This window comes from Enterobacter cloacae complex sp. IR5418, from assembly GCF_049238105.1.
In the GTDB taxonomy this organism is placed as follows: Bacteria; Pseudomonadota; Gammaproteobacteria; order Enterobacterales; family Enterobacteriaceae; genus Enterobacter; species Enterobacter hormaechei.
The window spans coordinates 58028-77689 of record NZ_JBMKHS010000010.1 but is presented as its reverse complement, the minus strand read 5'-3'; the positions used below and the strand labels follow the sequence as shown (position 1 = coordinate 77689).

Below are 19662 nucleotides of genomic sequence, written 5' to 3'. Positions count from 1 at the left end.
ACCTTTTTGTATGTACTTACCAAAAGTTAGTGATGGTGATAGTGTGCCATAACACCAGACAAACACGAAGGAGATTCATCATGATCGCGATTACCGGCGCTACTGGCCAGCTTGGCCAACACGTTATTGAAGAGCTGCTGAAAACCGTTCCGGCCAGCCAGATCGTGGCTATTGCGCGCAACCCGGCGAAAGCCGAAGCGTTGAGTCAACAGGGGGTCGCAGTGCGTCAGGCCGATTACACCGATGAAGCTGCATTTACCACCGCGCTGAACGGCGTGGATAAACTGCTGCTCATCTCCTCCAGCGAAGTAGGCCAGCGCGCCGCACAGCACCAGAACGTGATTAACGCCGCCAAAGCCGCCGGGGTGAAATTCATCGCCTACACCAGCCTGCTGCATGCGGACAGATCCCCGCTGGGTCTGCACGTTGAGCATGTCGAAACCGAAAATGCCCTGGCAGAATCCGGCCTGCCTTACGCCCTGCTGCGCAACGGCTGGTACACCGAAAATTACCTGGCAAGCGCGCCGCCTGCGCTCGAACATGGCGTATTTATGGGTGCCGCAGGCGAAGGCAAAATTGCCTCTGCGACCCGGGCGGATTACGCGGCGGCGGCAGCGAAAGTGATTTCTGAAGAGGGTCATGCCGGCAAGGTGTATGAACTGGCGGGTGACAATGCCTGGACGCTGAGCGAACTGGCGGCGGAGCTGAGCAAGCAGAGCGGTAAGCCGGTAACGTATCAGAACCTCAGCGAAGCCGATTTCGCCGCTGCGCTGAAGGGCGTTGGTCTGCCTGCCGGGCTGGCGGAGATGCTGGCGGACTCCGACACCGGCGCGTCCAAAGGCGGCCTGTTCGACGACAGCCGTACCCTGAGCAAACTGATCGGCCGCCCAACCACATCACTGGCGGAAAGCGTCAAAGCCATCCTGTAGTTGTTAAAAATTGGTTATTTTTTGTGGCATCCCCTCGGGTCATCTCTGATAATGAAGCGATGACCCACAAGGAGGCTCACCGTGCAAGGCGTACCGGAACAGTTCACTGATGAGAGAGACAGCGCGCGCTTTCGCCATCTGGCGCAGCTGCCGGGCCTGGAGCTTTATCACGCCCATATCTCTGACTACGCCTTTGAGCCTCACACTCACGAAGCCTTCGGTATCGGCACCATCGAAACCGGTGCCGAACGCTTCCGCTATCGCGGTACCCAGCATCTTGCCGCGGAAAAATCCGTCGTGACCATGAACCCGGACGAGATCCACACCGGGGAATCCGCCACCGAAGGCGGCTGGCGCTACCGGATGGTCTACATCGAACCCGACCTGCTGGAAGAGGTCACCGGTCTGCGTCACTGGTGGTTTAATGACGTTACGCGCCACGACCCACTGCGCTCACAGCAGATTGGACAGCTTATTTACGGCCTGTGGCACACGAACGATCCGCTGGCGCAGAAGGGGTTGTTACTGGATTTGATTCAGACTTTTCAGCCGCTGGCCCACCACGCACCGGTGATGCAGGAGGCCGCAAACCGCTTCGAACGCGTTCGCGACTATCTGCACGACAACTACATGCGCGCCCTGACGCTGGACGAGCTGGCTAACGTCGTCTCGCTCAGCCCGTACCATTTCCAGCGCCAGTTCAAAGCCCATTTTCACGTTACGCCGCACCAGATGCTGATGGCCATCCGCCTGTGGCGCGCCAAAGCGTTCCTCACCCACGGCATGCCCGCCGCCGAGGTAGCCGCCGCGACCGGGCTGACCGATCAGTCGCATTTGACCCGCGCCTTTACTCGCCGCTACGGCATTACACCCGTGCGTTACCAGAAGCAGGTTATGCCGCGTTAATGCGCAACCTCATACAATACGCGCGCATTTTGTCCTCCTACACTGAGCGCAAAGTGAATCAGGATGGATGGAAAAATGATTAGCGGCGTGTTGTATGCCCTGCTTGCGGGTTTGATGTGGGGGCTGATTTTCGTTGGCCCACTGATTGTGCCGGAGTATCCGGCAATATTGCAGTCGACCGGGCGTTATCTGGCGCTGGGGCTGATCGCCGTGCCGCTGGCCTGGCTGGGGCGCGCGCGTCTGCGTCAGCTGGGTCGACAGGACTGGCTCACCGCGCTGCCGCTGACCATGATGGGTAATCTCATCTATTACGTTTGTCTGGCAAGCGCCATTCAGCGCACCGGTGCGCCGGTGTCGACCATGATTATTGGCACGCTGCCGGTGGTCATTCCGGTTTTCGCGAACCTGCTTTACAGCCAGCGTGACGGCAAACTGGCGTGGTCAAAAATGGTGCCCGCGCTGGCCTGCATCGCCGTGGGACTGGTGTGCGTGAATATTGCCGAGCTTCGCCACGGCCTGGAAGATTTCAGCTTATGGCGTTACGGTTCGGGGATCGTTTTAGCCTTCATCTCGGTGGTATGCTGGGCCTGGTATGCCCTGCGCAACGCACGCTGGCTGCGGGAAAACCCGGATAAACATCCGATGATGTGGGCGACGGCGCAGGCGCTGGTCACACTCCCTGTCTCGTTGCTGGGCTATGTGGGCGCGTGTGTCTGGCTGGGTAACCAGCAACCGGACTTTGCCCTGCCCTTTGGACCGCGCCCGTGGCTGTTCGTCGGGTTAATGGTCGCCATTGCCGTGCTCTGTTCGTGGGTTGGCGCGCTGTGCTGGAACATTGCCAGCCAGAAGCTGCCAACGGTGATCTTAGGGCCGCTGATTGTCTTTGAAACGCTGGCCGGGCTGCTCTATACCTTCCTGATGCGTCAGAGCATGCCGCCGCTGTTAACGGCCTGCGGGATCGCATTGCTGGTCGTTGGGGTGGTGATTGCGGTGAGAGGGAAGCCGGAAAAACCGAGGGTCATTCCGGCGTCGGAGATGTGAGCATTGCCCAGCGGCGCTGCGCTTGCAGGGCCTACAAAACCGTAGGCCCGGTAAGGCGTAGCCGCCACCGGGCAAGTCCTTAAAACGTTTCCCAGTTCGCTTCAGACGCCGCCGCTACGGGCTGCGCTTTAGGTACACAGGTCTTTACCGGCGCGGCTTTCACCGCCTGATTACGGGTAATTTTAAACACCGCTACCGCTTCGTTCAGGCGTGCAGCCTGATCTTCCAGCGCCGCCGCTGCCGCCGCAGACTCTTCTACCAGCGAGGCGTTCTGCTGGGTGACGCGATCCATCTCCGCCACCGCCTGACCCACCTGGTCGATACCGCGACTCTGCTCGTCGGACGCAGACGCAATTTCACCCATGATATCGGTCACTCGCGTAACCGCATTGACGATCTCCGCCATCGTCGCACCCGCTTCATTTACCAGCTGAGAACCCGCGTTAACGCGCTCGCCGGAATCATCGATCAGCGCTTTGATCTCTTTCGCCGCCTGCGCGCTGCGCTGGGCAAGGGTACGCACCTCGCCCGCCACAACCGCGAAGCCACGGCCCTGTTCGCCCGCACGCGCCGCTTCCACCGCCGCGTTCAGCGCCAGAATGTTGGTCTGGAAGGCAATGCCGTCGTCACGTTGGTAATTTGTGCGATTTTGCTGGAACTGGTGGCAATCTCGTCCATGGTGCGCACCACGCCCTCGACTACGTTTCCACCCTTCTTCGCGGTAGAGGAAGCGTCCAGTGCCAGACGGGAAGCCTGACGCGCGTTATCGGCGTTTTGCTTCACGGTGGCGGTTAGCTGTTCCATGCTGGCTGCCGTCTCTTCCAGCGACGCGGCCTGCTGCTCGGTGCGGGAAGAGAGATCGTTGCTACCCGCCGAGATTTCACCCGCGCCGGTGTAGATGGTGTCTGCGCCTTCACGCACCACGCCCACCGTGTTAGCCAGCGCGGTCTGCATCTCCTGAACGTTGCGCGCCAGGATTGCCATTTCATTTTTGCCCTCAGCCTGAATCGGCTGGGTTAAATCCCCTGCGGCAATGGCGCGGATATGGTTGATCACCTCTTCCAGCGGCAGCAGCAGCACGCGACGCATCGCAATCCAGCTGGAAATAATTACCGCGATCACCAGCAGCATCACCGTAGAGAGGATCCACAGAATGCGTTTGTAGTCGCTTTCATTGTCCTGGATCCCTTTCGCGGTCAGCGCGGCCTGCGCCTCACGCCACTCGCGATAGACCTTCTGCATCGCAGTCTGTTTCTGTTCGGCATTTTGTTTGAACATCTCTTCCAGATTGCCCTGACCCAGCAGAACGTTCATTTGCGTCAGCGTGGCGGAGTAGATGCGGTATTGCTCTTCCAGACGATCGGCCAGGTGCTCGTCCATACCCGGCGTTTCCGGCAGCGCGTAGTATTTATCGTAATGGGTCTGGGCATCGGCCAGCAGGTTTTTCGCGGTATTGACCAGCTCGTTCAACTACCCGCCGTTAATCTGCGACGCCATGCTGCTTTGCAGGCGCAGCATGCCGCGGTTGAGGGTGACGCGCGCCTGATTCAGGCTGATCCAGGCGTCGGTGAACTCCGCCACGTTCTGGCTGGAAAGCTGCGAAACGGTGAAGTTCTCTTTATCGTTATTGAGCGCATTAATGAAAATGCCGGCGGAGATCAGTTGCATGATGCCGAGCACAAGCAGCACCGAAATCATAAGAGTAATGACTTTTATACGTTTAAACATGCGTTGCCTTTTTTATATACAGGTATTGTCTGACCTGTATCTATCGGCACGCCCGGCAGGTTGTTTACTGTTTCTCCACCTTTAAAAACTTTCGAAAGCCCTTTTCTGTATTCAATCAGCAAGTTAAAAGTAGACTTTTTTTGTGATCGCCTTCTCATTTTTACCCTTGCCTCTAAAGGGTTATAGTATCCGCTTAAAGATGCATTTAAAATGCATCTTATATTCCTGATGATGAGGTAACTGCTATGGCCTTCCGCGACCAACCCTTAGGCGAGCTGGCGCTCTCCATCCCTCGCGCTTCTGCGCTGTTCCGTAAATACGATATGGATTACTGCTGCGGCGGTAAGCAAACGCTGGCGCGCGCTGCGTCGCGAAAAGAGTTGAATGTAGAGGTTATCGAAGCAGAACTGGCTCAGCTGGCTGAACAGCCTGTCGATAAAGACTGGCGCACCGCGCCGCTGGCTGAAATCATCGACCACATCATTGTGCGTTACCACGACCGTCACCGCGAACAGCTACCGGAGCTGATTTTGCAGGCGACCAAAGTGGAACGCGTTCACGCCGATAAACCTTCCGTACCGCGCGGGCTGGCGAAATACCTGACCATGCTGCACGAAGAACTTTCCAGCCACATGATGAAAGAGGAGCAGATCCTCTTCCCGATGATCAAACAGGGTATGGGCAGCCAGGCCATGGGGCCTATCAGCGTGATGGAAAGCGAACATGATGACGCTGGCGAACTGCTGGAAGTGATCAAACACACCACCAACAACGTCACACCGCCGCCAGAGGCGTGCACCACCTGGAAAGCGATGTACAACGGCATTAATGAGATGATTGACGACCTGATGGAACACATCAGCCTTGAGAATAACGTTCTGTTCCCGCGTGCATTGGCTGATAAATAAAAAAGCCCGGTGGCGCTAGCGCTTACCGGGCCTACAAGGTCCACGAACGTAGGCCGGGTAAGCGTCAGCGCCACCCGGCAACATGCTTAACGCATGCCTGCCATACGTTTCTTACCGATAAACATCCAGCCCAGCCCCAGCGCGATAAACCACAGCGGGGTGACAATCAGCGCCTGTCGGGTATCGTCTTCCAGCGTCAGGAGCACCAGCACGAAGACGAAGAACGCCATGCACACCCAGCACATCAGCTTGCCCAGCGGCATCTTGTAGATCGACTTCTCATGCAGGTGTGGACGCTGTTTGCGGTACACCAGGTATGAGCAGAGGATGATGGTCCAGACGAACATAAACAGGATCGCCGACACCGTGGTGATCATGGTGAATGCGCCGATGACGCTCGGGTTGACGTAAAGCATCACTACGCCGCCCAGCAGGCAGATGCAGGAGAAGGTCAGCCCTTTCGCTGGTACAGCGCGTTTAGACAGTTTGGCAAACGCGCTCGGGGCAACGCCCTCCTGTGCCAGACCGAACAGCATACGGCTGGTTGAGAACACGCCGCTGTTCGCGGAAGAGGCCGCAGAGGTCAGCACCACGAAGTTAATCAGGCTCGCCGCCGCAGGCAGCCCCACCAGTACGAACAGCTCAACGAACGGACTCTTAGTTGGCACAACCGAACTCCACGGCGTCACGGACATGATGATTATCAGCGCAAAGACGTAGAACATGATGATACGCAGCGGAATGGAGTTGATGGCGCGCGGCAGGGATTTCTCCGGATCTTTGGTTTCCGCCGCCGTGGTGCCCACCAGCTCAATCCCCACAAATGCAAACACCGCAATCTGGAAACCGGCAAAGAAACCGCTGATACCTTTCGGGAACCAGCCGCCGTCATTCCACAGATGGGCAAACGAAGCCTGAACGCCGGTCGGCGACTGGAAGTGCGTCAGCACCATCACCAGCCCGACGACAATCAGTGCGACGATGGCGACGATTTTGATCATGGCGAACCAGAACTCCATCTCACCGAACATTTTAACGGTGGCGAGGTTAAGGCTCAGCAGCAGAACAATCACCGCCAGCGAGGCCACCCAGTCCGACAGACCGGGGAACCAGAATTGAGCGTAGGCCGTAATAGCGACAACATCCGCCATGCCGGTAACCACCCAGCAGAACCAGTAGGTCCAGCCGGTAAAATAGCCCGCCCACGGACCGAGCAGGTCTGACGCGAAGTCACTGAAGGATTTGTATTCGAGATTCGAGAGCAGCAATTCACCCATTGCTCGCATCACGAAAAAGAGCATAAAACCGATGATCATGTAAACGAAGATGATCGACGGGCCGGCAAGACTGATGGTTTTGCCCGATCCCATAAATAGCCCGGTGCCGATGGCTCCCCCAATGGCAATAAGCTGTATATGACGGTTTGTGAGATTACGCCGTAGCGACTGTTCAGACGTCGCCTCTTCCGCGGCGGCGACTTTGACCTGATCTACCATGTTATATTTTCCTGTTTATGCCTGTCTGTGTTGTTAAGGCTCTTCTGGCCTTTAAATACGCCAAATAAATGACGGACCCTGTGTAAGGGCATATCGATAGTAGGTAAGAATCGGCGGGATGAATACTATGATTTGAATATTATGTTAATAATATGTTGAAAGTGAGTGTCATATCACTCATACAGCGCGAAACAGCTCACAAAAATACACGTAACAGTTTCGTTTGCAATACAAAATGTTGATTCCGTCGTAACTCTAGGTTTTATCACTCTTTTCCTCTCCCCGGACCGGAGAGAGGAAAATAAGAAAATCCGATTACAGAATTTCCAGCAGCTCGACTTCAAACACCAGGGTGCTGAATGGCGGAATGGACGCACCAGCGCCACGCTCGCCGTAGGCCAGGTTATGCGGGATAGTCAGTTCCCATTTGGAACCTACTGGCATCAGAGTCAGGGCTTCGATCCAACCCGCGATTACGCCGTTGACCGGGAATTCAGCCGGTTCGCCACGCGCAACGGAGCTGTCGAACACGGTACCGTCGATCAGCTTACCGGTGTAGTGCACGCGAACGTGGTCGGTACGCGCCGGAATTGCGCCATCACCCTGATTGATTACGCGGAACTGCAAGCCGGACTCGGTGCTGTTCACGCCTTCACGCTCACGGTTCTCTTCCAGATATTTCACGCCTTCTGCCGCCATCTCTTCGAAACGCGCGCGACGTACTGCGTCAGCACGTTCATGGATTTCACGCAGCGCACGGTGCACAACGTCAACCGGCACAGCAGGCTGCTTGCCTTCCAGCGCATCAGCGATACCCGCCACCAGCGCTTCCGGTAACAGACCCTCCAGGCCGGATTCGCTCAGTTGCTGTCCTACCTGCAAGCCGATGCCGTAGCTTGCCTGCGCTTCGATAGTGTCAAAAGTCGGGGTGGTCATGGGGTTTCCTTCCATCACATTTAAAGTAGCGGGCAGCATATCAGCCATGCCCTTATGGGTAAAACTTTGTCTGAAGTAAAGGTGACAAACTGCGACGAAACGGAAACAATAGTAGCCGTCAGGATTTTCCCAAATATATGTCACGAAAGCTGGCTTTGTTACGCCCATCAGGCAGTTAGCAAACTACACTTCTCAGGACAGGATAAAAAGACGCGGAGCAGGAGGAGAGCCATGCCCGGGCGATTTGAACTGAAACCTACCCTGGCGAAAATCTGGCATGCGCCGGATAACTTTCGCATCATGGACCCGCTGCCGCCTTTGCACCGCAGAGGCATTATCATCGGCGCGCTGCTGATCGTCATCGGCTTCCTGCTTCCTTCCGGCAGTGACAACGTTGATACCGCGCCGGTCAGCCGGAATGCTGAGCTGGATATCCAGTCGCAAAGCCAGCCGCAGCCTGATTCACAGCCGATGCAGACGCAGCTGGTCACGCCATCTAACGATCCGGGCCAGGTTGCGCCGGTTGAACCTGAACCCGTTCAGGAAGATCAGGAGCAGGCCGCCGCCCCTTCAGCGCCACAGGCGCAACAGCCCACCGGCATTGAGCAGCAGTGGCGTTCGTATCGCGTAGAGCCGGGGAAAACCCTTGCCCAACTGTTCCGCGATCACAATCTGCCCGCCACGGATGTGTATGCCATGGCGCAGGTCGAAGGGGCAGGCAAACCGCTGAGCAATCTGCAAAATGGTCAGATGGTGCAAATCCGCCAGAATGCGAGCGGCGTGGTAACCGGGCTGACGATTGACACGGGGAATGGCCAGCAGGTGCTGTTTACCCGTCAGCCGGACGGCAGTTTTATCAGAGCACGTTAATGGCCCAGGCCGGGTCAGGCGAAGCCGCCACCCGGCACTGTTGTTCTCAGGCACGCCGTTTATTCACCCACCAGATCCCCGAGCAGACCAGCACCAGCGCAATCGCGTATTTGATGTCCAGAATGTTTTCGCCGAGGAAGATGGCGGAGAGCACCGTCCCTGCTACAGGTATGACAAAGTTGAACGGGGCAATCATACTCACGCGGTTTACTTTCAGCAGCGCGCTCCACAGGGCGAACGCCACGGATGAGAGCAGCGTCAGATACCCCAGCACGGCGACGGCCTTCATGCTGTGCACTTCCAGCGTCCCGCCCGTGGCATAGCCGCCCGCCACCAGTACCGCCCCGCCTATCCCCAGTTGCCAGCCCGTCATCACCGTCGGGTCCACGGTCTGGGAAATGCGTTTCCCGTAAAGCGTGGCGGCAGAGAGTACAAAGGCCGCCAGCACCACAAATCCGTCTCCTTGCCAGACAAACTGGAAATCACTTAATCCGCTGTGGAAGTTCACCAGCATCACCCCGGCAAAGCCGAGAACACAGCCCAGCGTTTTGTTATAGCTGAGCTTGTCATTATGGTAGATAAAGTGCGCCAGCAGCACGCTGAAGAAGGTGCCGGTGGCATTCATGATGGAGCCGTTCACCCCGGTCGTGTAGGCCAGGCCGATATAAAAGAAGGTGTACTGGATGGTGGTCTGGGTCAGCCCGAGGATCGTGAGCTGGCCATACTGCGTTGGCGTGAGCCTGCCAATCGATTTTCGTTGGGCAAGGGCAAAAAGCAGCAGCAACGCACCGGCAAACAGAAAACGGTATCCGGCAAAAACGACTTTGGAGGGGATATCGTCGGTCGCGATCTGAAAGAGTTCGTAGCCACTTTTAATGGCCGGGTATGAGCTTCCCCAAAGCAGACAGCAGAGCGTGGCGCAGGCATAGGCCACATGTCGACGGGCAAAGACGGGCGTGGGCAGAGCGGTATCCATGACGACTCTCATAAATAAAATTGCGTTTCAATTTATTATCAGAGAATGCGTGAGGAATAGCGACCTTACAAGCACAAAAGATGATGCAGGGTCACGCTAAAAAGCAAAACGCCGGCACAAGGCCGGCGCTTCGACGTGAGCAGAGTAAAAAATTACTCAGCTACTACGTTAACAACCAGTTTAGCGAACACTTCGCTGTGAACCTGGAAGTCAACTTCGTGCTCACCAGTGGTACGCAGAACGCCGTTCGGCATGCGAACTTCGCTCTTAGCCACTTTAACGCCTGCCGCAGTAACTGCATCAGCGATATCGCGGGTACCGATGGAACCGAACAGTTTACCTTCGTCGCCAGCTTTAGACGCGATAGTAACGGTGCCCAGTGCGTTGATTGCTTCAGCGCGAGCGTTAGCAGCCGCCAGAACGTCAGCCAGTTTGGCTTCCAGTTCAGCACGACGTGCTTCGAAAAACTCTACGTTTTTCTTAGTAGCTGGAACAGCTTTACCCTGTGGAACCAGGAAGTTACGAGCGTAACCCGCTTTAACGTTTACCTGATCACCCAGGCTGCCCAGGTTTGCTACTTTATCAAGCAGAATAACTTGCATTACCTTATCCTCTTAAAGTCGTATTAATGGACCGTGCCCGATTACTGATGACGATCAGTGTACGGCAGCAGAGACAGGTAGCGAGCGCGTTTGATAGCGCGAGCCAGCTGACGCTGATATTTTGCACGAGTACCGGTGATACGGCTTGGGACAATCTTACCGCTTTCGGTGATGTAGTTTTTCAGCGTTGCGATATCTTTATAGTCGATCTCTTGAACGCCTTCCGCGGTGAAACGGCAGAACTTGCGACGACGGAAATAACGTGCCATATGGCTAGTCTCCAGAATCTATCAAATCAATCTGCTCGGCATGCAGAACCATTTTGCTCAGGCCGTTCTTTGCCTTGTGGCAAGAGATGAACCCCTGAACGATTACTGCGCTACCGACCGTTAAACTGTGAGTAATGGCCTGGTTTTCGTGTCCGCTAATAATAACGGGCATTTGGCACCACGCCTGCCGGTGAAACCCGGCTTCCTCTTGCACAGAACGATGCTCAAGCACGAACTGGCAATGCGGAATTCCTGATGGGCTGACCTTTCGAAGGGGGGTCCTGCACACGGTGCCGGACAACACCAGACGGTTGGTCATCAGAAATTACTCTTCAGAATCCCCAGCATCAGAATCATCTGCGGTTTCGTTTGCGAAATCATCGCGACGCTCACGGCGCTCGTCTTTCGCTTTAACCATCGGAGATGCTTCGGTCACTGCGTGTTTGGTACGCATAACCATGCTGCGGATAACGGCATCGTTGAAGCGGAAGGTAGTTTCCAGCTCATCGATCACTTCCTGCGGAGCTTCAACGTTCATCAGAACGTAGTGAGCTTTGTGCAGTTTGTTGATCGGGTAAGCCAGCTGACGGCGGCCCCAGTCTTCCAGACGGTGGATCGTGCCTTCTGCACCAGTGATGGCAGCAGAGTAACGCTCGATCATACCCGGAACCTGTTCGCTCTGGTCAGGGTGGACCATAAAAACGATTTCGTAATGACGCATCGAATTGCTCCTTACGGATTATTCAGCCTCCTGTCTGGGTCAGCCGAGGCCCGGGGAGGCAAGGAACGTGTTAAAGGTCGGCTGAAAAATTGACGCGTCATAATACTTGCGCGCCCCTGGAAACTCAAGCCGATCGCACAAATAATTCGCACAAAGGGTAAAGCTGTTCTAAGTGGGTGATTTAAAATCGCTCGTATCTGAAGCGCTGTTTTTTTGAACAACACCATCAGAAATGGTCACCCATCGCAATCAGAGTAGCGATTACACTTTAATCAGAACCCCGAGAAACAGAGAAGGAGAGCATTACCCCGTATCACAGCACGCAGTCGTGGAGCGCAAATCATGAAAAGAATCGCAACCGCCATTTTGGCTGCGCTTTTGCTCAGTGCAAACGCGATGGCAGCCATCAAGATAGACAGCCGACAGGCCAGAAACATGGATGATGTGCAGAGCTTAGGCGTTATTTACATCAATCATAACTTCGCCACTGAAAGTGAAGCAGATCAGGCGCTTAATGAAGAAACCGATGCACAGGGCGCGAAATATTATCACGTCATACTGACACGCGAGCCCGGGAGCAATGGCAATATGCACGTCAGTGCAGATATTTACCAGTAACGCTTATCGCCAGCACCAGGAAAGCCAAATAAAATCAAATTAATATATAAATAGCCCCCCTGCCCGGGGGCTTTTTTATGAATGGCTCCGGAATACCACCGGTTACAACTGTTTCGGTATTCCAGAGCACTTATTCACTTCTGCCCGTAATAAGCATTCGGGCCGTGCTTACGCATGAAATGCTTGTTCATCAGGTAATCATCGATGCCCTGAAGCTGTGGGTTAATGCCGCGCGCAATCCACGCCATTCGAGCCACCTCTTCCATGACCACCGCGTTATGCACGGCGTCATGCGCATCTTTACCCCAGGAGAACGGCCCGTGCTGATACACCACAATACCCGGTGTATGCAGTGGTTCCGTCTCACCCAGCGTTTCGATAATGACTCTGCCGGTGTTAAGTTCGTACTCGCCTTCGACCTCAGCCTGCGTTAACGCTCGCGTGCAGGGAATATCGCCAAAGAAGTAATCCGCATGCGTCGTGCCCAGCGCCGGGATTGCCAGCCCTGCCTGTGCCCAGGCGGTGGCGTGCGTGGAGTGGGTATGCACGACCCCGCCCAGGGACGGGTAACGCTGGTACAGCGCCAGATGGGTTGCCGTATCTGAAGAAGGACGCCATTTGCCTTCAACAACGTGTCCTTCAAGATCAACCACCACCATATCGTCCACGTTCATGGAGTCATAGGCCACGCCGCTCGGCTTAATCACCACCAGCCCCTGCTCGCGATCGATGGCGCTTACGTTGCCCCAGGTAAACGTCACCAGACCATAGCGCGGGAGATCCATATTGGCCTCAAAGACCTGCTGTTTCAGCTTAAGCATGTTCCGCCTCCATCAGGCCTGCCCGTGCCATGCGCTCGCGCACCCAGTCTCGTGCTTTCGCCACTTCTGCCGCCGGGTCGTCCGCGGTTTCACTCCACATCTCAATCAGGTAAGGCCCGCAATAACCTGTCTGTTTGAGCGTCTGGAAACACCGTTCGAAATCCACCACCCCGGTGCCGAACGGAACGTTTTTAAACACGCCGGGACGGGTATCTTTGACGTGTACCGCCACGATATGCCCGATGCCCGCCTGTAGCTCCATCTGTACGTCGTTATCCCATGCCGACAGGTTGCCGATATCCGGATAAAGCTGGAACCACGGGTTGTTCAGATAGTGCGCGTAGCCCAGCGCCTTGCTGATGGAGTTCATCAACGGATAATCCATGATCTCCATCGCCAGCGTCACCTGCGCACGGCTTGCCATCTCAACGCTCTCTTTCAGGCCGTCACGAAAACGACGACGCGTTTCATCGTTGGCTTCCTGGTAGTAAACATCATACCCGGCGAGCTGGATCACGCGGATGCCGACATCCTGTGCAAAGCGAATGGCTTTACGCATGATCTCCAGCCCTTCGGCGCGTACGGCGTCATCTTCGCTGCCAAGCGGAAAACGACGGTGAGCGCTCAGGCACATGGATGGCACGCGCACGCCGGTTTCGGCAATGGCGCTCACCAGCGCCAGACGCTGTTCGCGACTCCAGTCCAGGCGAGAAAGCCGCTCGTCCGTCTCATCCACCGACATTTCGACAAAATCGAAACCCAGCTGCTTCGCCAGCTGTAACCGCTCCAGCCAGCACTCCCCCGCAGGGAGTGCCTTTTCATAGATGCCAAGCGGGACCTGTTTTGACAACATACCCGCTCCTTAGCCCCAAAGCTGAGCGATTGAGCGTTTGAACTGACGCGCCGCTTCCACCGGAGATTCCGCGTCGCGAATGCTGCGGCCAGCAATAAAGACGTGGATTGGAATACCCTTGAACAGCGGCAGATCTTCCAGCGCCAGGCCACCGGTGACGGTCACTTTGAAGCCCATATCCGCCAGGCGTTTAATCGCGCTGATATCGGCTTCGCCCCACGCCACGCCTGCGGCCTGCGCATCACGGCTGCGGTGATACACCACCTGCTGGATACCCGCGTCGCGCCACTCCTGCGCCTGCTCCCAGGTCCAGAAACCGGTCAGTTCAATCTGCACGTCGCCGTTGAACTCTTTCGCCACGTCCAGCGCGCCTTTGGCGGTGTTGATATCCGCACAGCAGATCACGGTGACCCAGTCGGCGTTGGCTTCAAAGCACATGCGGGAAAGGATTTTGCCCGCGTCGGCGATTTTGGCATCCGCCAGCACGATTTTATGCGGATAGAGCGCCTTCAGGTCACGAACCGCACGAACGCCTTCGCCCACGCACAGAATGGTACCGACTTCGATGATGTCCACCTCTTCCGCAATCAGACGTGTGGTTTCGTAAGCGTGAGACAGAGTCTGGTTATCCAGCGCGACCTGCAACATTGGTAATGACATTTTCAATTCCTCTTAAACGGCCGCCGCAGTGGCGTTATCAATTAAATCCAGCACGTCCTGCGCGGTACGGCAGGCGCGTAAACGGTCAAAGTTGGCTTCGTCCTCAAACAGATTGACGATCTGCATGATCCCCACTTCCTGGTGGGTGTTGGCATCAACTGCCGCCATGGTGATCAGAATGTCGACCGGGTCGTTATCTTCGTGGTTGAACACCAGTGGAGTTTTCAGCGTCACCAGCGCAAAACCGGTTTTCTTGACGCCCTCTTCCGGGCGGCCATGCGGCATGGCCAGGCCCGGGGCAATCACAAAATAGGGTCCAAACTGCGCCACGCCATCCAGGATGGCCTGGTAATAACGCGGCTCGACAACGTCCGCCTTAACCAGCAGGTCCACGCTCAGCTTCACCGCTTCCTGCCAGGTGCTGGCTTCAGCCTGTAAAAGGATGGAGTTATTCTCTGCCAGCGAATCACGTAGTTTCATGTGGTGTCCTCACTTCACGTCTTGTGGGAAGTGTTCTTTGATCACTTCCAGCAGTTTTGGCCCGAAATCCGCAGGCGACAGCATGTTGCGTACGCCTACTACGTATTTGTTGCCCGAGACGCTAATCTCACCGGCAATGTGCGTTGAGGCGATGATGATGTCCGCGCCGTTCAGTTCACTTTTGTATTCACCCACTGCGCAGCTGTTCACCGTGTGGTCAATGTTTGACTGGGTTAAAAACTGGTCCACTTTCATTTTCATGATCATGGAGCTTCCTTGCCCATTGCCACACACAGCCAGGATACGTACGGTCATAATCGAAACTCCTTAGTGAGCAGAAACTTCTGCTGTTTGTTTTTCCGCATCTTCTTCAGCTCGCAGCGAACGGCCAGCGAAGAACATATAAGTCAGTGCAATCAGGATGATGACGGCCATAAAGACCAGCCCGACGGATGCAAAGCCCTGCATCATCGGCGGCGCCAGGATTGACCAGTCCGCCATGCCCATCCAGGCGCTCATGCCGGTGAGCTTGACCGCCCACACGCACCCGAAGATTTCAACCATGCCCATCACCAGGCAGATCTTGAGCGCCGCGCGCCATCCGCCGAAGTGGTTAGCAAACACGCCGATAGTGGCGTTGGAGAAGAACATCGGGATAAAGCCAGGAATAATCAGGATTGAGGAGCCGCAGCCCACCAGGATGCCGACCGCAATCAGCTGGCCGATGGTGCCCCACATAAAGCCCCAGACGACGGCGTTTGGCGCAAAGCTATAGATAGCCGCACAGTCAATCGCCAGCACCGCGCCAGGGATCAGACGCTGGGAGATGCCGTTGAAGGCCTCGGACAGTTCGGCGACAAACATACGCACGCCCTGGGTGATGATGAAAATCGCTACCGCGAAGGAGAAACCGGTTTGCAGGATATAGACCGTCCAGTGGGTTTTACCCGCCATCGCCTGCACCACGTCGATGCCAAAGGAGAGCAGGATGGCACCGAAGAAGATAGTCATCACAATCGCCGTGGAGACGATGTTGTCGTGGAAGATATTCAGCCAGCCAGGCAATTTGAGGTCTTCAACGCTCTCCTCTTTTTTACCCAGGTACGGCGCAACTTTATAAGCAATCCAGGAGGCGAACTGCTGCTGGTGACCGATGGAGAAGCCGCAGCCGTCAGTGACGTCCTGCGTTGGCTTATACATCATGTTGGAAGTGATGCCCCAGTAAAGCGAGACCAGCACTGCCGTGCAGATGACCGTGGTCCACATTGGGTAGCCGAAGATATAGAGAGAAACCGCAATCAGCCCCGCCTGCTGGAACATGATGTGCCCGGTGAGCATGATGGTGCGAATACCGGTGATGCGGCGCAGGAGCACGTAAATGATGTTCAGCGCCAGCGCGAGCAGTACCGCATACCCAACCCAGCTGTACGCATCCCCCATGCGATCGATGGTGGCCATCATAGACGCGTAAGTGTCAGAGATGGCGCCGTTAATGCCGTACACCTCGGACATTTTGGCTACGACCGGCTTAAACGTGCTGGTCAGAATGCCAGACCCCGCCTGCAACAACATAAAACCAATGATGGTTTTGATGGTGCCTTTGATAATCACGCTGACGCTTTTGCGCAGCAGGATGTACCCCAGGCACGTCACGATACCCAGCAACAGCGGGGCGTTGGTCATTACCTGATTAAAGAAAACGGTAAAGACGTTGTAGAGGATCTCCATAACTCTCTCCAGAAAATGAGAACACGAGGGGCAATCCCTGTGTGGTTGGTGCCCTCACTCTATTAATCACAAATAATCACCACAAGATTGCATTTGATTATTTGTGACGCATCACGCAATTTATTTCCACGCTGTTAGTAATGATTTTCACTACCGTTCCAGTCCTATAAATAAATTCTTAATATTCATATAATTAACTATAGATAGCGGTTATCTTAACAACGTCATGACGTTTTTTCTGTGATGTGACGAGGGGAAATCTCCGTAAGATAGCCATTGCAAATCGGTTCAAAGAGTGACAGCATTAATCACAGCATGATTACTTTTGATTAAAACCAGGAGTCAAACGATGAGTAAAGTGAAAACCATCACCCGTGAATCATGGATTCTGAGTACCTTTCCGGAGTGGGGCAGCTGGCTGAACGAAGAGATCGAGCAGGAACAGGTTGCTCCTGGCACATTTGCGATGTGGTGGCTGGGCTGCACCGGCATCTGGCTGAAATCAGAAGGCGGCGCCAACATTTGCGTTGATTTCTGGTGCGGCACCGGCAAACAGAGCCACGGTAATCCGCTGATGAAAAAAGGCCACCAGATGCAGCGTATGGCTGGCGTGGAAAAACTTCAGCCGAACCTGCGCACCACGCCTTTTGTGCTTGATCCTTTTGCCATTCGCCAGATCGACGCCGTTCTCTCTACCCACGATCACAACGATCATATCGACGTGAACGTGGCGGCAGCGGTCATGCAAAACTGTGCGGACGACGTACCGTTTATCGGGCCGCAGACCTGCGTGGATTTGTGGATTGGCTGGGGCGTGCCAAAAGAGCGCTGCATCGTGATGAAGCCAGGCGACGTGGTGAAAATCAAAGACATCGAAATTCATGCGCTGGATGCCTTTGACCGTACCGCGCTGATCACCCTGCCAGCCGACCAGAAAGCCGCAGGCGTGCTGCCAGACGGCATGGACGAGCGCGCGGTGAACTACCTGTTCAAAACGCCTGGCGGTTCCCTGTATCACAGCGGCGACTCCCACTACTCCAACTACTACGCGAAGCACGGTAACGAGCACCAGATTGACGTGGCGCTGGGATCCTACGGTGAAAACCCGCGCGGGATCACCGACAAAATGACCAGCGCGGACATGCTGCGCATGGCCGAGGCGTTGAACACCAAAGTGGTGATCCCGTTCCACCACGATATCTGGTCAAACTTCCAGGCCGACCCGCAAGAGATTCGCGTCCTGTGGGAGATGAAAAAAGACCGCCTCAAGTATGGCTTCAAGCCGTTCATCTGGCAGGTTGGCGGCAAGTTCACCTGGCCGCTGGATAAAGACAATCTTGAGTACCACTACCCGCGTGGTTTCGATGATTGCTTCACGATTGAACCAGACCTGCCGTTCAAGTCCTTCCTCTGATTCCGAGGCTCCATCGCCAGACCCTGCGTCTGGCGATGTCATTTTTATTTTAGTAATTTCACGCTATTTCAAATATCATCTTTTCAAATCAATTCTTATCGGAATAGCTCATGACGGAAGCGCAACGGCATCAAATTTTACTGGAACTCCTGGCGCAAACAGGGTTTATCACCGTCGAGAAAGTGATCGAACGTTTAGGGATCTCCCCCGCCACCGCGCGGCGGGACATCAACAAGCTGGATGAGAGCGGTAAACTTAAAAAAGTCCGCAACGGCGCAGAGGCCATCAGCCAGCAGCGCCCACGCTGGACGCCGATGAACATCCACCAGGCGCAGAATCACGATGAAAAGGTGCGGATTGCCAGAGCGGCATCACAGCTGGTCAATCCTGGAGAAAGCGTGGTGATTAACTGCGGTTCGACGGCATTCTTACTGGGCCGCGAGATGTGCGGCAAGCCGGTGCAAATCATCACCAACTATTTGCCGCTGGCCAACTATCTCATTGACCAGGAACATGAAAGCGTAGTGATCATGGGCGGCCAGTACAACAAGAGCCAGTCCATCACCCTGAGCCCGCAGGACAGTGAAAACAGCCTCTACGCCGGGCACTGGATGTTTACCAGCGGCAAAGGCCTGACGGCAGATGGCCTGTATAAAACCGATATGCTTACCGCAATGGCAGAGCAGAATATGCTTAACGTGGTGGGCAAGCTGGTGGTGCTGGTCGACAGCAGCAAGGTCGGTGAACGCGCTGGCATGCTTTTCAGCCGCGCCGAGCAAATCAGCATGGTGATCACCGGCAAAAACGCCAACCCCGAGATCCTCAGCAAGCTGGAGGATCAGGGTGTCACGGTACTGCGCGTTTAAAGGTGTTGACGGAAGAATTCCACGGTTGATTCCAGCGCTGCCGGCGTAATACGGTGCCGGACGCCAGCTCCCCACAGGCAGGTCAGATTGCTGTCCAGCCCTTCACGCTGTAGCGCCTGTTGCAGACGGAACGTTTCGCCGGGCGGTACAACGTCGTCGGCGTCGCCATGCCACAGCAGCAGCGGACGGTCGGCCAGTTGCGCAAGCGCATGGCTGACGTCCCATTCAGACAACAGGGCCTCAATCTCCTGAGGGGCCTGCGGCGGGAACAGCGTCTTTGCCAGTGACGTAAAGTAGCCCGATCCCATCAGGCAAGCCACGGACGTCACCTCCGGATGCCTGGCCATGATCCCCAGCGCCGTCATTCCGCCCATTGATGCCCCTGCAACCGCCAGCCGTTTCCCCTCCACCAGCCCGGCCTGTAAGAGCGTGTCACGCAGCCCGGCAAACTCCGTCAGATTGCCGTGCAGCGTTTGCCAGAACAGCCCCAGCCGCGCCTGCTCATCGCCCGTAAAGCGTGCCCCATGATTCGGCGCATCCGGCATAACCACCCGGAAACCGGCCTGCGCCAGCGCGACGGCAAAATAGCTGTAGACCAGCTTCGAGGAGAGAAAGCCATGATAGAAAACTACCGTGGGCAGCGGCTGTTCACCTTTACCAGCCGGGAAAGCATGGATGATCTCATGCTCACTCAGCTGGCGAGTTTCAATTTCAATCATTATCGATCCTGTGCTGATGAATGATTCATAATGTTGAGAGCTGGATTACGGTTTCACGATATTTTCATTCGAAATCTACGTCCCAGATAACACTTCGGGAACATTCCCCCAAAACTAAATT

The 19662-nt window shown here is 55.5% G+C and carries 22 protein-coding genes and 1 pseudogene; 8 read left to right on the top strand and 15 right to left on the bottom strand.

Annotated elements, in window-relative coordinates; all coding sequences use genetic code 11:
* The first annotated feature begins 80 nt into the window (after positions 1-80).
* From ACOTX7_RS10465 to ACOTX7_RS10455, 3 genes are all read left to right on the top strand, one after another.
* A complete protein-coding gene (locus tag ACOTX7_RS10465; protein WP_221256817.1) occupies positions 81-929 on the top strand; it encodes an SDR family oxidoreductase in 849 nt (282 codons plus the stop codon).
* 81 nt (positions 930-1010) lie between these two features.
* Positions 1011-1835 carry an AraC family transcriptional regulator gene (locus tag ACOTX7_RS10460; protein ID WP_221256816.1) on the top strand — a complete coding sequence of 275 codons (825 nt, stop codon included), beginning with the start codon at positions 1011-1013 and terminating at the stop codon, positions 1833-1835.
* Positions 1836-1910: 75 nt separating this feature from the next.
* Positions 1911-2876: a DMT family transporter gene (locus ACOTX7_RS10455; RefSeq protein WP_221256815.1), complete on the top strand. Its 966-nt coding sequence runs from the start codon at positions 1911-1913 to the stop codon at positions 2874-2876.
* 79 nt (positions 2877-2955) lie between these two features.
* Here the strand turns inward: ACOTX7_RS10455 and ACOTX7_RS10450 are convergent.
* Positions 2956-4604 (bottom strand): annotated as a pseudogene (locus ACOTX7_RS10450) (methyl-accepting chemotaxis protein).
* A gap of 245 nt (positions 4605-4849) precedes the next feature.
* Between ACOTX7_RS10450 and ytfE the strand changes: the two are divergent.
* Complete coding sequence (ytfE, locus tag ACOTX7_RS10445) at positions 4850-5512, top strand: iron-sulfur cluster repair protein YtfE (protein WP_205922745.1); 663 nt, start codon at positions 4850-4852, stop codon at positions 5510-5512.
* A gap of 86 nt (positions 5513-5598) precedes the next feature.
* On the opposite strand, the gene cycA is transcribed toward ytfE, so the two are convergent.
* Together cycA and fklB are read right to left on the bottom strand one after the other, a co-directional pair.
* Entirely contained in the window at positions 5599-7008 is a 1410-nt protein-coding gene (gene cycA, locus ACOTX7_RS10440) for a D-serine/D-alanine/glycine transporter (protein ID WP_006810368.1), read from the bottom strand.
* 315 nt (positions 7009-7323) lie between these two features.
* Positions 7324-7944, bottom strand: coding sequence for an FKBP-type peptidyl-prolyl cis-trans isomerase (fklB, locus tag ACOTX7_RS10435; protein ID WP_008502892.1), 621 nt, complete (start codon positions 7942-7944; stop codon positions 7324-7326).
* Positions 7945-8175: 231 nt separating this feature from the next.
* Here fklB and ACOTX7_RS10430 point away from each other — a divergent pair, with 231 nt between their 5' ends.
* Positions 8176-8814 carry an OapA family protein gene (locus ACOTX7_RS10430; protein ID WP_032673691.1) on the top strand — a complete coding sequence of 213 codons (639 nt, stop codon included), beginning with the start codon at positions 8176-8178 and terminating at the stop codon, positions 8812-8814.
* 46 nt (positions 8815-8860) lie between these two features.
* Here the strand turns inward: ACOTX7_RS10430 and ACOTX7_RS10425 are convergent, their stop codons facing one another.
* From ACOTX7_RS10425 to rpsF, 5 genes are all read right to left on the bottom strand, one after another.
* Complete coding sequence (locus ACOTX7_RS10425; RefSeq protein WP_221256814.1) at positions 8861-9790, bottom strand: DMT family transporter; 930 nt, start codon at positions 9788-9790, stop codon at positions 8861-8863.
* Between the two features lie 152 nt (positions 9791-9942).
* Positions 9943-10392, bottom strand: a complete 450-nt coding sequence (gene rplI, locus ACOTX7_RS10420) for a 50S ribosomal protein L9 (protein WP_006810372.1) — start codon at positions 10390-10392, stop codon at positions 9943-9945.
* A gap of 41 nt (positions 10393-10433) precedes the next feature.
* Positions 10434-10661 (bottom strand): 30S ribosomal protein S18, encoded by a 228-nt coding sequence (rpsR, locus tag ACOTX7_RS10415; protein ID WP_000135199.1) that lies wholly within the window; start codon positions 10659-10661, stop codon positions 10434-10436.
* 4 nt (positions 10662-10665) lie between these two features.
* Entirely contained in the window at positions 10666-10980 is a 315-nt protein-coding gene (priB, locus tag ACOTX7_RS10410; RefSeq protein ID WP_003856035.1) for a primosomal replication protein N, read from the bottom strand.
* 6 nt (positions 10981-10986) lie between these two features.
* The gene (rpsF, locus tag ACOTX7_RS10405; protein ID WP_003856034.1) at positions 10987-11382 is read right to left on the bottom strand and encodes a 30S ribosomal protein S6; all 396 of its coding nucleotides are present in this window, start codon (positions 11380-11382) and stop codon (positions 10987-10989) included.
* A gap of 342 nt (positions 11383-11724) precedes the next feature.
* On the opposite strand from rpsF, the gene yjfY reads away from it, so the two are divergent.
* Positions 11725-12000, top strand: a complete 276-nt coding sequence (gene yjfY / locus ACOTX7_RS10400; protein ID WP_221256813.1) for a DUF1471 domain-containing protein — start codon at positions 11725-11727, stop codon at positions 11998-12000.
* A 134-nt stretch (positions 12001-12134) separates the two neighbouring features.
* Here the strand turns inward: yjfY and ACOTX7_RS10395 are convergent, their stop codons facing one another.
* From ACOTX7_RS10395 to ulaA, 6 genes are read right to left on the bottom strand one after another with little or no spacing between them, the layout of a single operon-like run.
* Entirely contained in the window at positions 12135-12821 is a 687-nt protein-coding gene (locus ACOTX7_RS10395; RefSeq protein ID WP_213826024.1) for an L-ribulose-5-phosphate 4-epimerase, read from the bottom strand.
* Entirely contained in the window at positions 12814-13674 is an 861-nt protein-coding gene (locus tag ACOTX7_RS10390) for an L-ribulose-5-phosphate 3-epimerase (protein WP_047354556.1), read from the bottom strand. The genes ACOTX7_RS10395 and ACOTX7_RS10390 overlap by 8 nt, the downstream gene beginning before the upstream one ends.
* A 9-nt stretch (positions 13675-13683) precedes the next feature.
* On the bottom strand, positions 13684-14334 hold the full coding sequence (gene ulaD, locus ACOTX7_RS10385) for a 3-keto-L-gulonate-6-phosphate decarboxylase UlaD (protein ID WP_006810376.1): 651 nt from the start codon (positions 14332-14334) through the stop codon (positions 13684-13686).
* A gap of 12 nt (positions 14335-14346) precedes the next feature.
* Entirely contained in the window at positions 14347-14814 is a 468-nt protein-coding gene (ulaC, locus tag ACOTX7_RS10380; RefSeq protein WP_047354554.1) for a PTS ascorbate transporter subunit IIA, read from the bottom strand.
* Between the two features lie 9 nt (positions 14815-14823).
* A complete protein-coding gene (ulaB, locus tag ACOTX7_RS10375; protein ID WP_003856022.1) occupies positions 14824-15129 on the bottom strand; it encodes a PTS ascorbate transporter subunit IIB in 306 nt (101 codons plus the stop codon).
* A gap of 12 nt (positions 15130-15141) precedes the next feature.
* The gene (ulaA, locus tag ACOTX7_RS10370; protein WP_006810378.1) at positions 15142-16542 is read right to left on the bottom strand and encodes a PTS ascorbate transporter subunit IIC; all 1401 of its coding nucleotides are present in this window, start codon (positions 16540-16542) and stop codon (positions 15142-15144) included.
* Between the two features lie 349 nt (positions 16543-16891).
* On the opposite strand from ulaA, the gene ulaG reads away from it, so the two are divergent.
* Both ulaG and ulaR read left to right on the top strand, forming a co-directional pair.
* A complete protein-coding gene (ulaG, locus tag ACOTX7_RS10365; protein ID WP_006810379.1) occupies positions 16892-17956 on the top strand; it encodes an L-ascorbate 6-phosphate lactonase in 1065 nt (354 codons plus the stop codon).
* Positions 17957-18066: 110 nt separating this feature from the next.
* Positions 18067-18822: an HTH-type transcriptional regulator UlaR gene (gene ulaR / locus ACOTX7_RS10360; RefSeq protein ID WP_003856014.1), complete on the top strand. Its 756-nt coding sequence runs from the start codon at positions 18067-18069 to the stop codon at positions 18820-18822.
* Here ulaR and yjfP read toward each other — a convergent pair.
* A complete protein-coding gene (gene yjfP / locus ACOTX7_RS10355) occupies positions 18819-19541 on the bottom strand; it encodes an esterase (protein WP_214592198.1) in 723 nt (240 codons plus the stop codon). The two genes, ulaR and yjfP, sit on opposite strands and share 4 nt — an antisense overlap.
* Between the last annotated feature and the right edge of the window lie 121 nt (positions 19542-19662).

What these genes read in the sequence shown, in the direction of transcription:
- ACOTX7_RS10465 (WP_221256817.1), top strand. Translation starts at nt 81, where the DNA reads ATGATCGCGATTACCGGCGCTACTGGCCAGCTTGGCCAACACGTTATT.
- ACOTX7_RS10455 (WP_221256815.1), top strand. Translation starts at nt 1,911, where the DNA reads ATGATTAGCGGCGTGTTGTATGCCCTGCTTGCGGGTTTGATGTGGGGG.
- ytfE (WP_205922745.1), top strand. Translation starts at nt 4,850, where the DNA reads ATGGCCTTCCGCGACCAACCCTTAGGCGAGCTGGCGCTCTCCATCCCT.
- cycA (WP_006810368.1), bottom strand. Translation starts at nt 7,008, where the DNA reads ATGGTAGATCAGGTCAAAGTCGCCGCCGCGGAAGAGGCGACGTCTGAA.
- fklB (WP_008502892.1), bottom strand. Translation starts at nt 7,944, where the DNA reads ATGACCACCCCGACTTTTGACACTATCGAAGCGCAGGCAAGCTACGGC.
- ACOTX7_RS10430 (WP_032673691.1), top strand. Translation starts at nt 8,176, where the DNA reads ATGCCCGGGCGATTTGAACTGAAACCTACCCTGGCGAAAATCTGGCAT.
- ACOTX7_RS10425 (WP_221256814.1), bottom strand. Translation starts at nt 9,790, where the DNA reads ATGGATACCGCTCTGCCCACGCCCGTCTTTGCCCGTCGACATGTGGCC.
- rplI (WP_006810372.1), bottom strand. Translation starts at nt 10,392, where the DNA reads ATGCAAGTTATTCTGCTTGATAAAGTAGCAAACCTGGGCAGCCTGGGT.
- rpsR (WP_000135199.1), bottom strand. Translation starts at nt 10,661, where the DNA reads ATGGCACGTTATTTCCGTCGTCGCAAGTTCTGCCGTTTCACCGCGGAA.
- priB (WP_003856035.1), bottom strand. Translation starts at nt 10,980, where the DNA reads ATGACCAACCGTCTGGTGTTGTCCGGCACCGTGTGCAGGACCCCCCTT.
- rpsF (WP_003856034.1), bottom strand. Translation starts at nt 11,382, where the DNA reads ATGCGTCATTACGAAATCGTTTTTATGGTCCACCCTGACCAGAGCGAA.
- yjfY (WP_221256813.1), top strand. Translation starts at nt 11,725, where the DNA reads ATGAAAAGAATCGCAACCGCCATTTTGGCTGCGCTTTTGCTCAGTGCA.
- ACOTX7_RS10395 (WP_213826024.1), bottom strand. Translation starts at nt 12,821, where the DNA reads ATGCTTAAGCTGAAACAGCAGGTCTTTGAGGCCAATATGGATCTCCCG.
- ACOTX7_RS10390 (WP_047354556.1), bottom strand. Translation starts at nt 13,674, where the DNA reads ATGTTGTCAAAACAGGTCCCGCTTGGCATCTATGAAAAGGCACTCCCT.
- ulaD (WP_006810376.1), bottom strand. Translation starts at nt 14,334, where the DNA reads ATGTCATTACCAATGTTGCAGGTCGCGCTGGATAACCAGACTCTGTCT.
- ulaC (WP_047354554.1), bottom strand. Translation starts at nt 14,814, where the DNA reads ATGAAACTACGTGATTCGCTGGCAGAGAATAACTCCATCCTTTTACAG.
- ulaB (WP_003856022.1), bottom strand. Translation starts at nt 15,129, where the DNA reads ATGACCGTACGTATCCTGGCTGTGTGTGGCAATGGGCAAGGAAGCTCC.
- ulaA (WP_006810378.1), bottom strand. Translation starts at nt 16,542, where the DNA reads ATGGAGATCCTCTACAACGTCTTTACCGTTTTCTTTAATCAGGTAATG.
- ulaG (WP_006810379.1), top strand. Translation starts at nt 16,892, where the DNA reads ATGAGTAAAGTGAAAACCATCACCCGTGAATCATGGATTCTGAGTACC.
- ulaR (WP_003856014.1), top strand. Translation starts at nt 18,067, where the DNA reads ATGACGGAAGCGCAACGGCATCAAATTTTACTGGAACTCCTGGCGCAA.
- yjfP (WP_214592198.1), bottom strand. Translation starts at nt 19,541, where the DNA reads ATGATTGAAATTGAAACTCGCCAGCTGAGTGAGCATGAGATCATCCAT.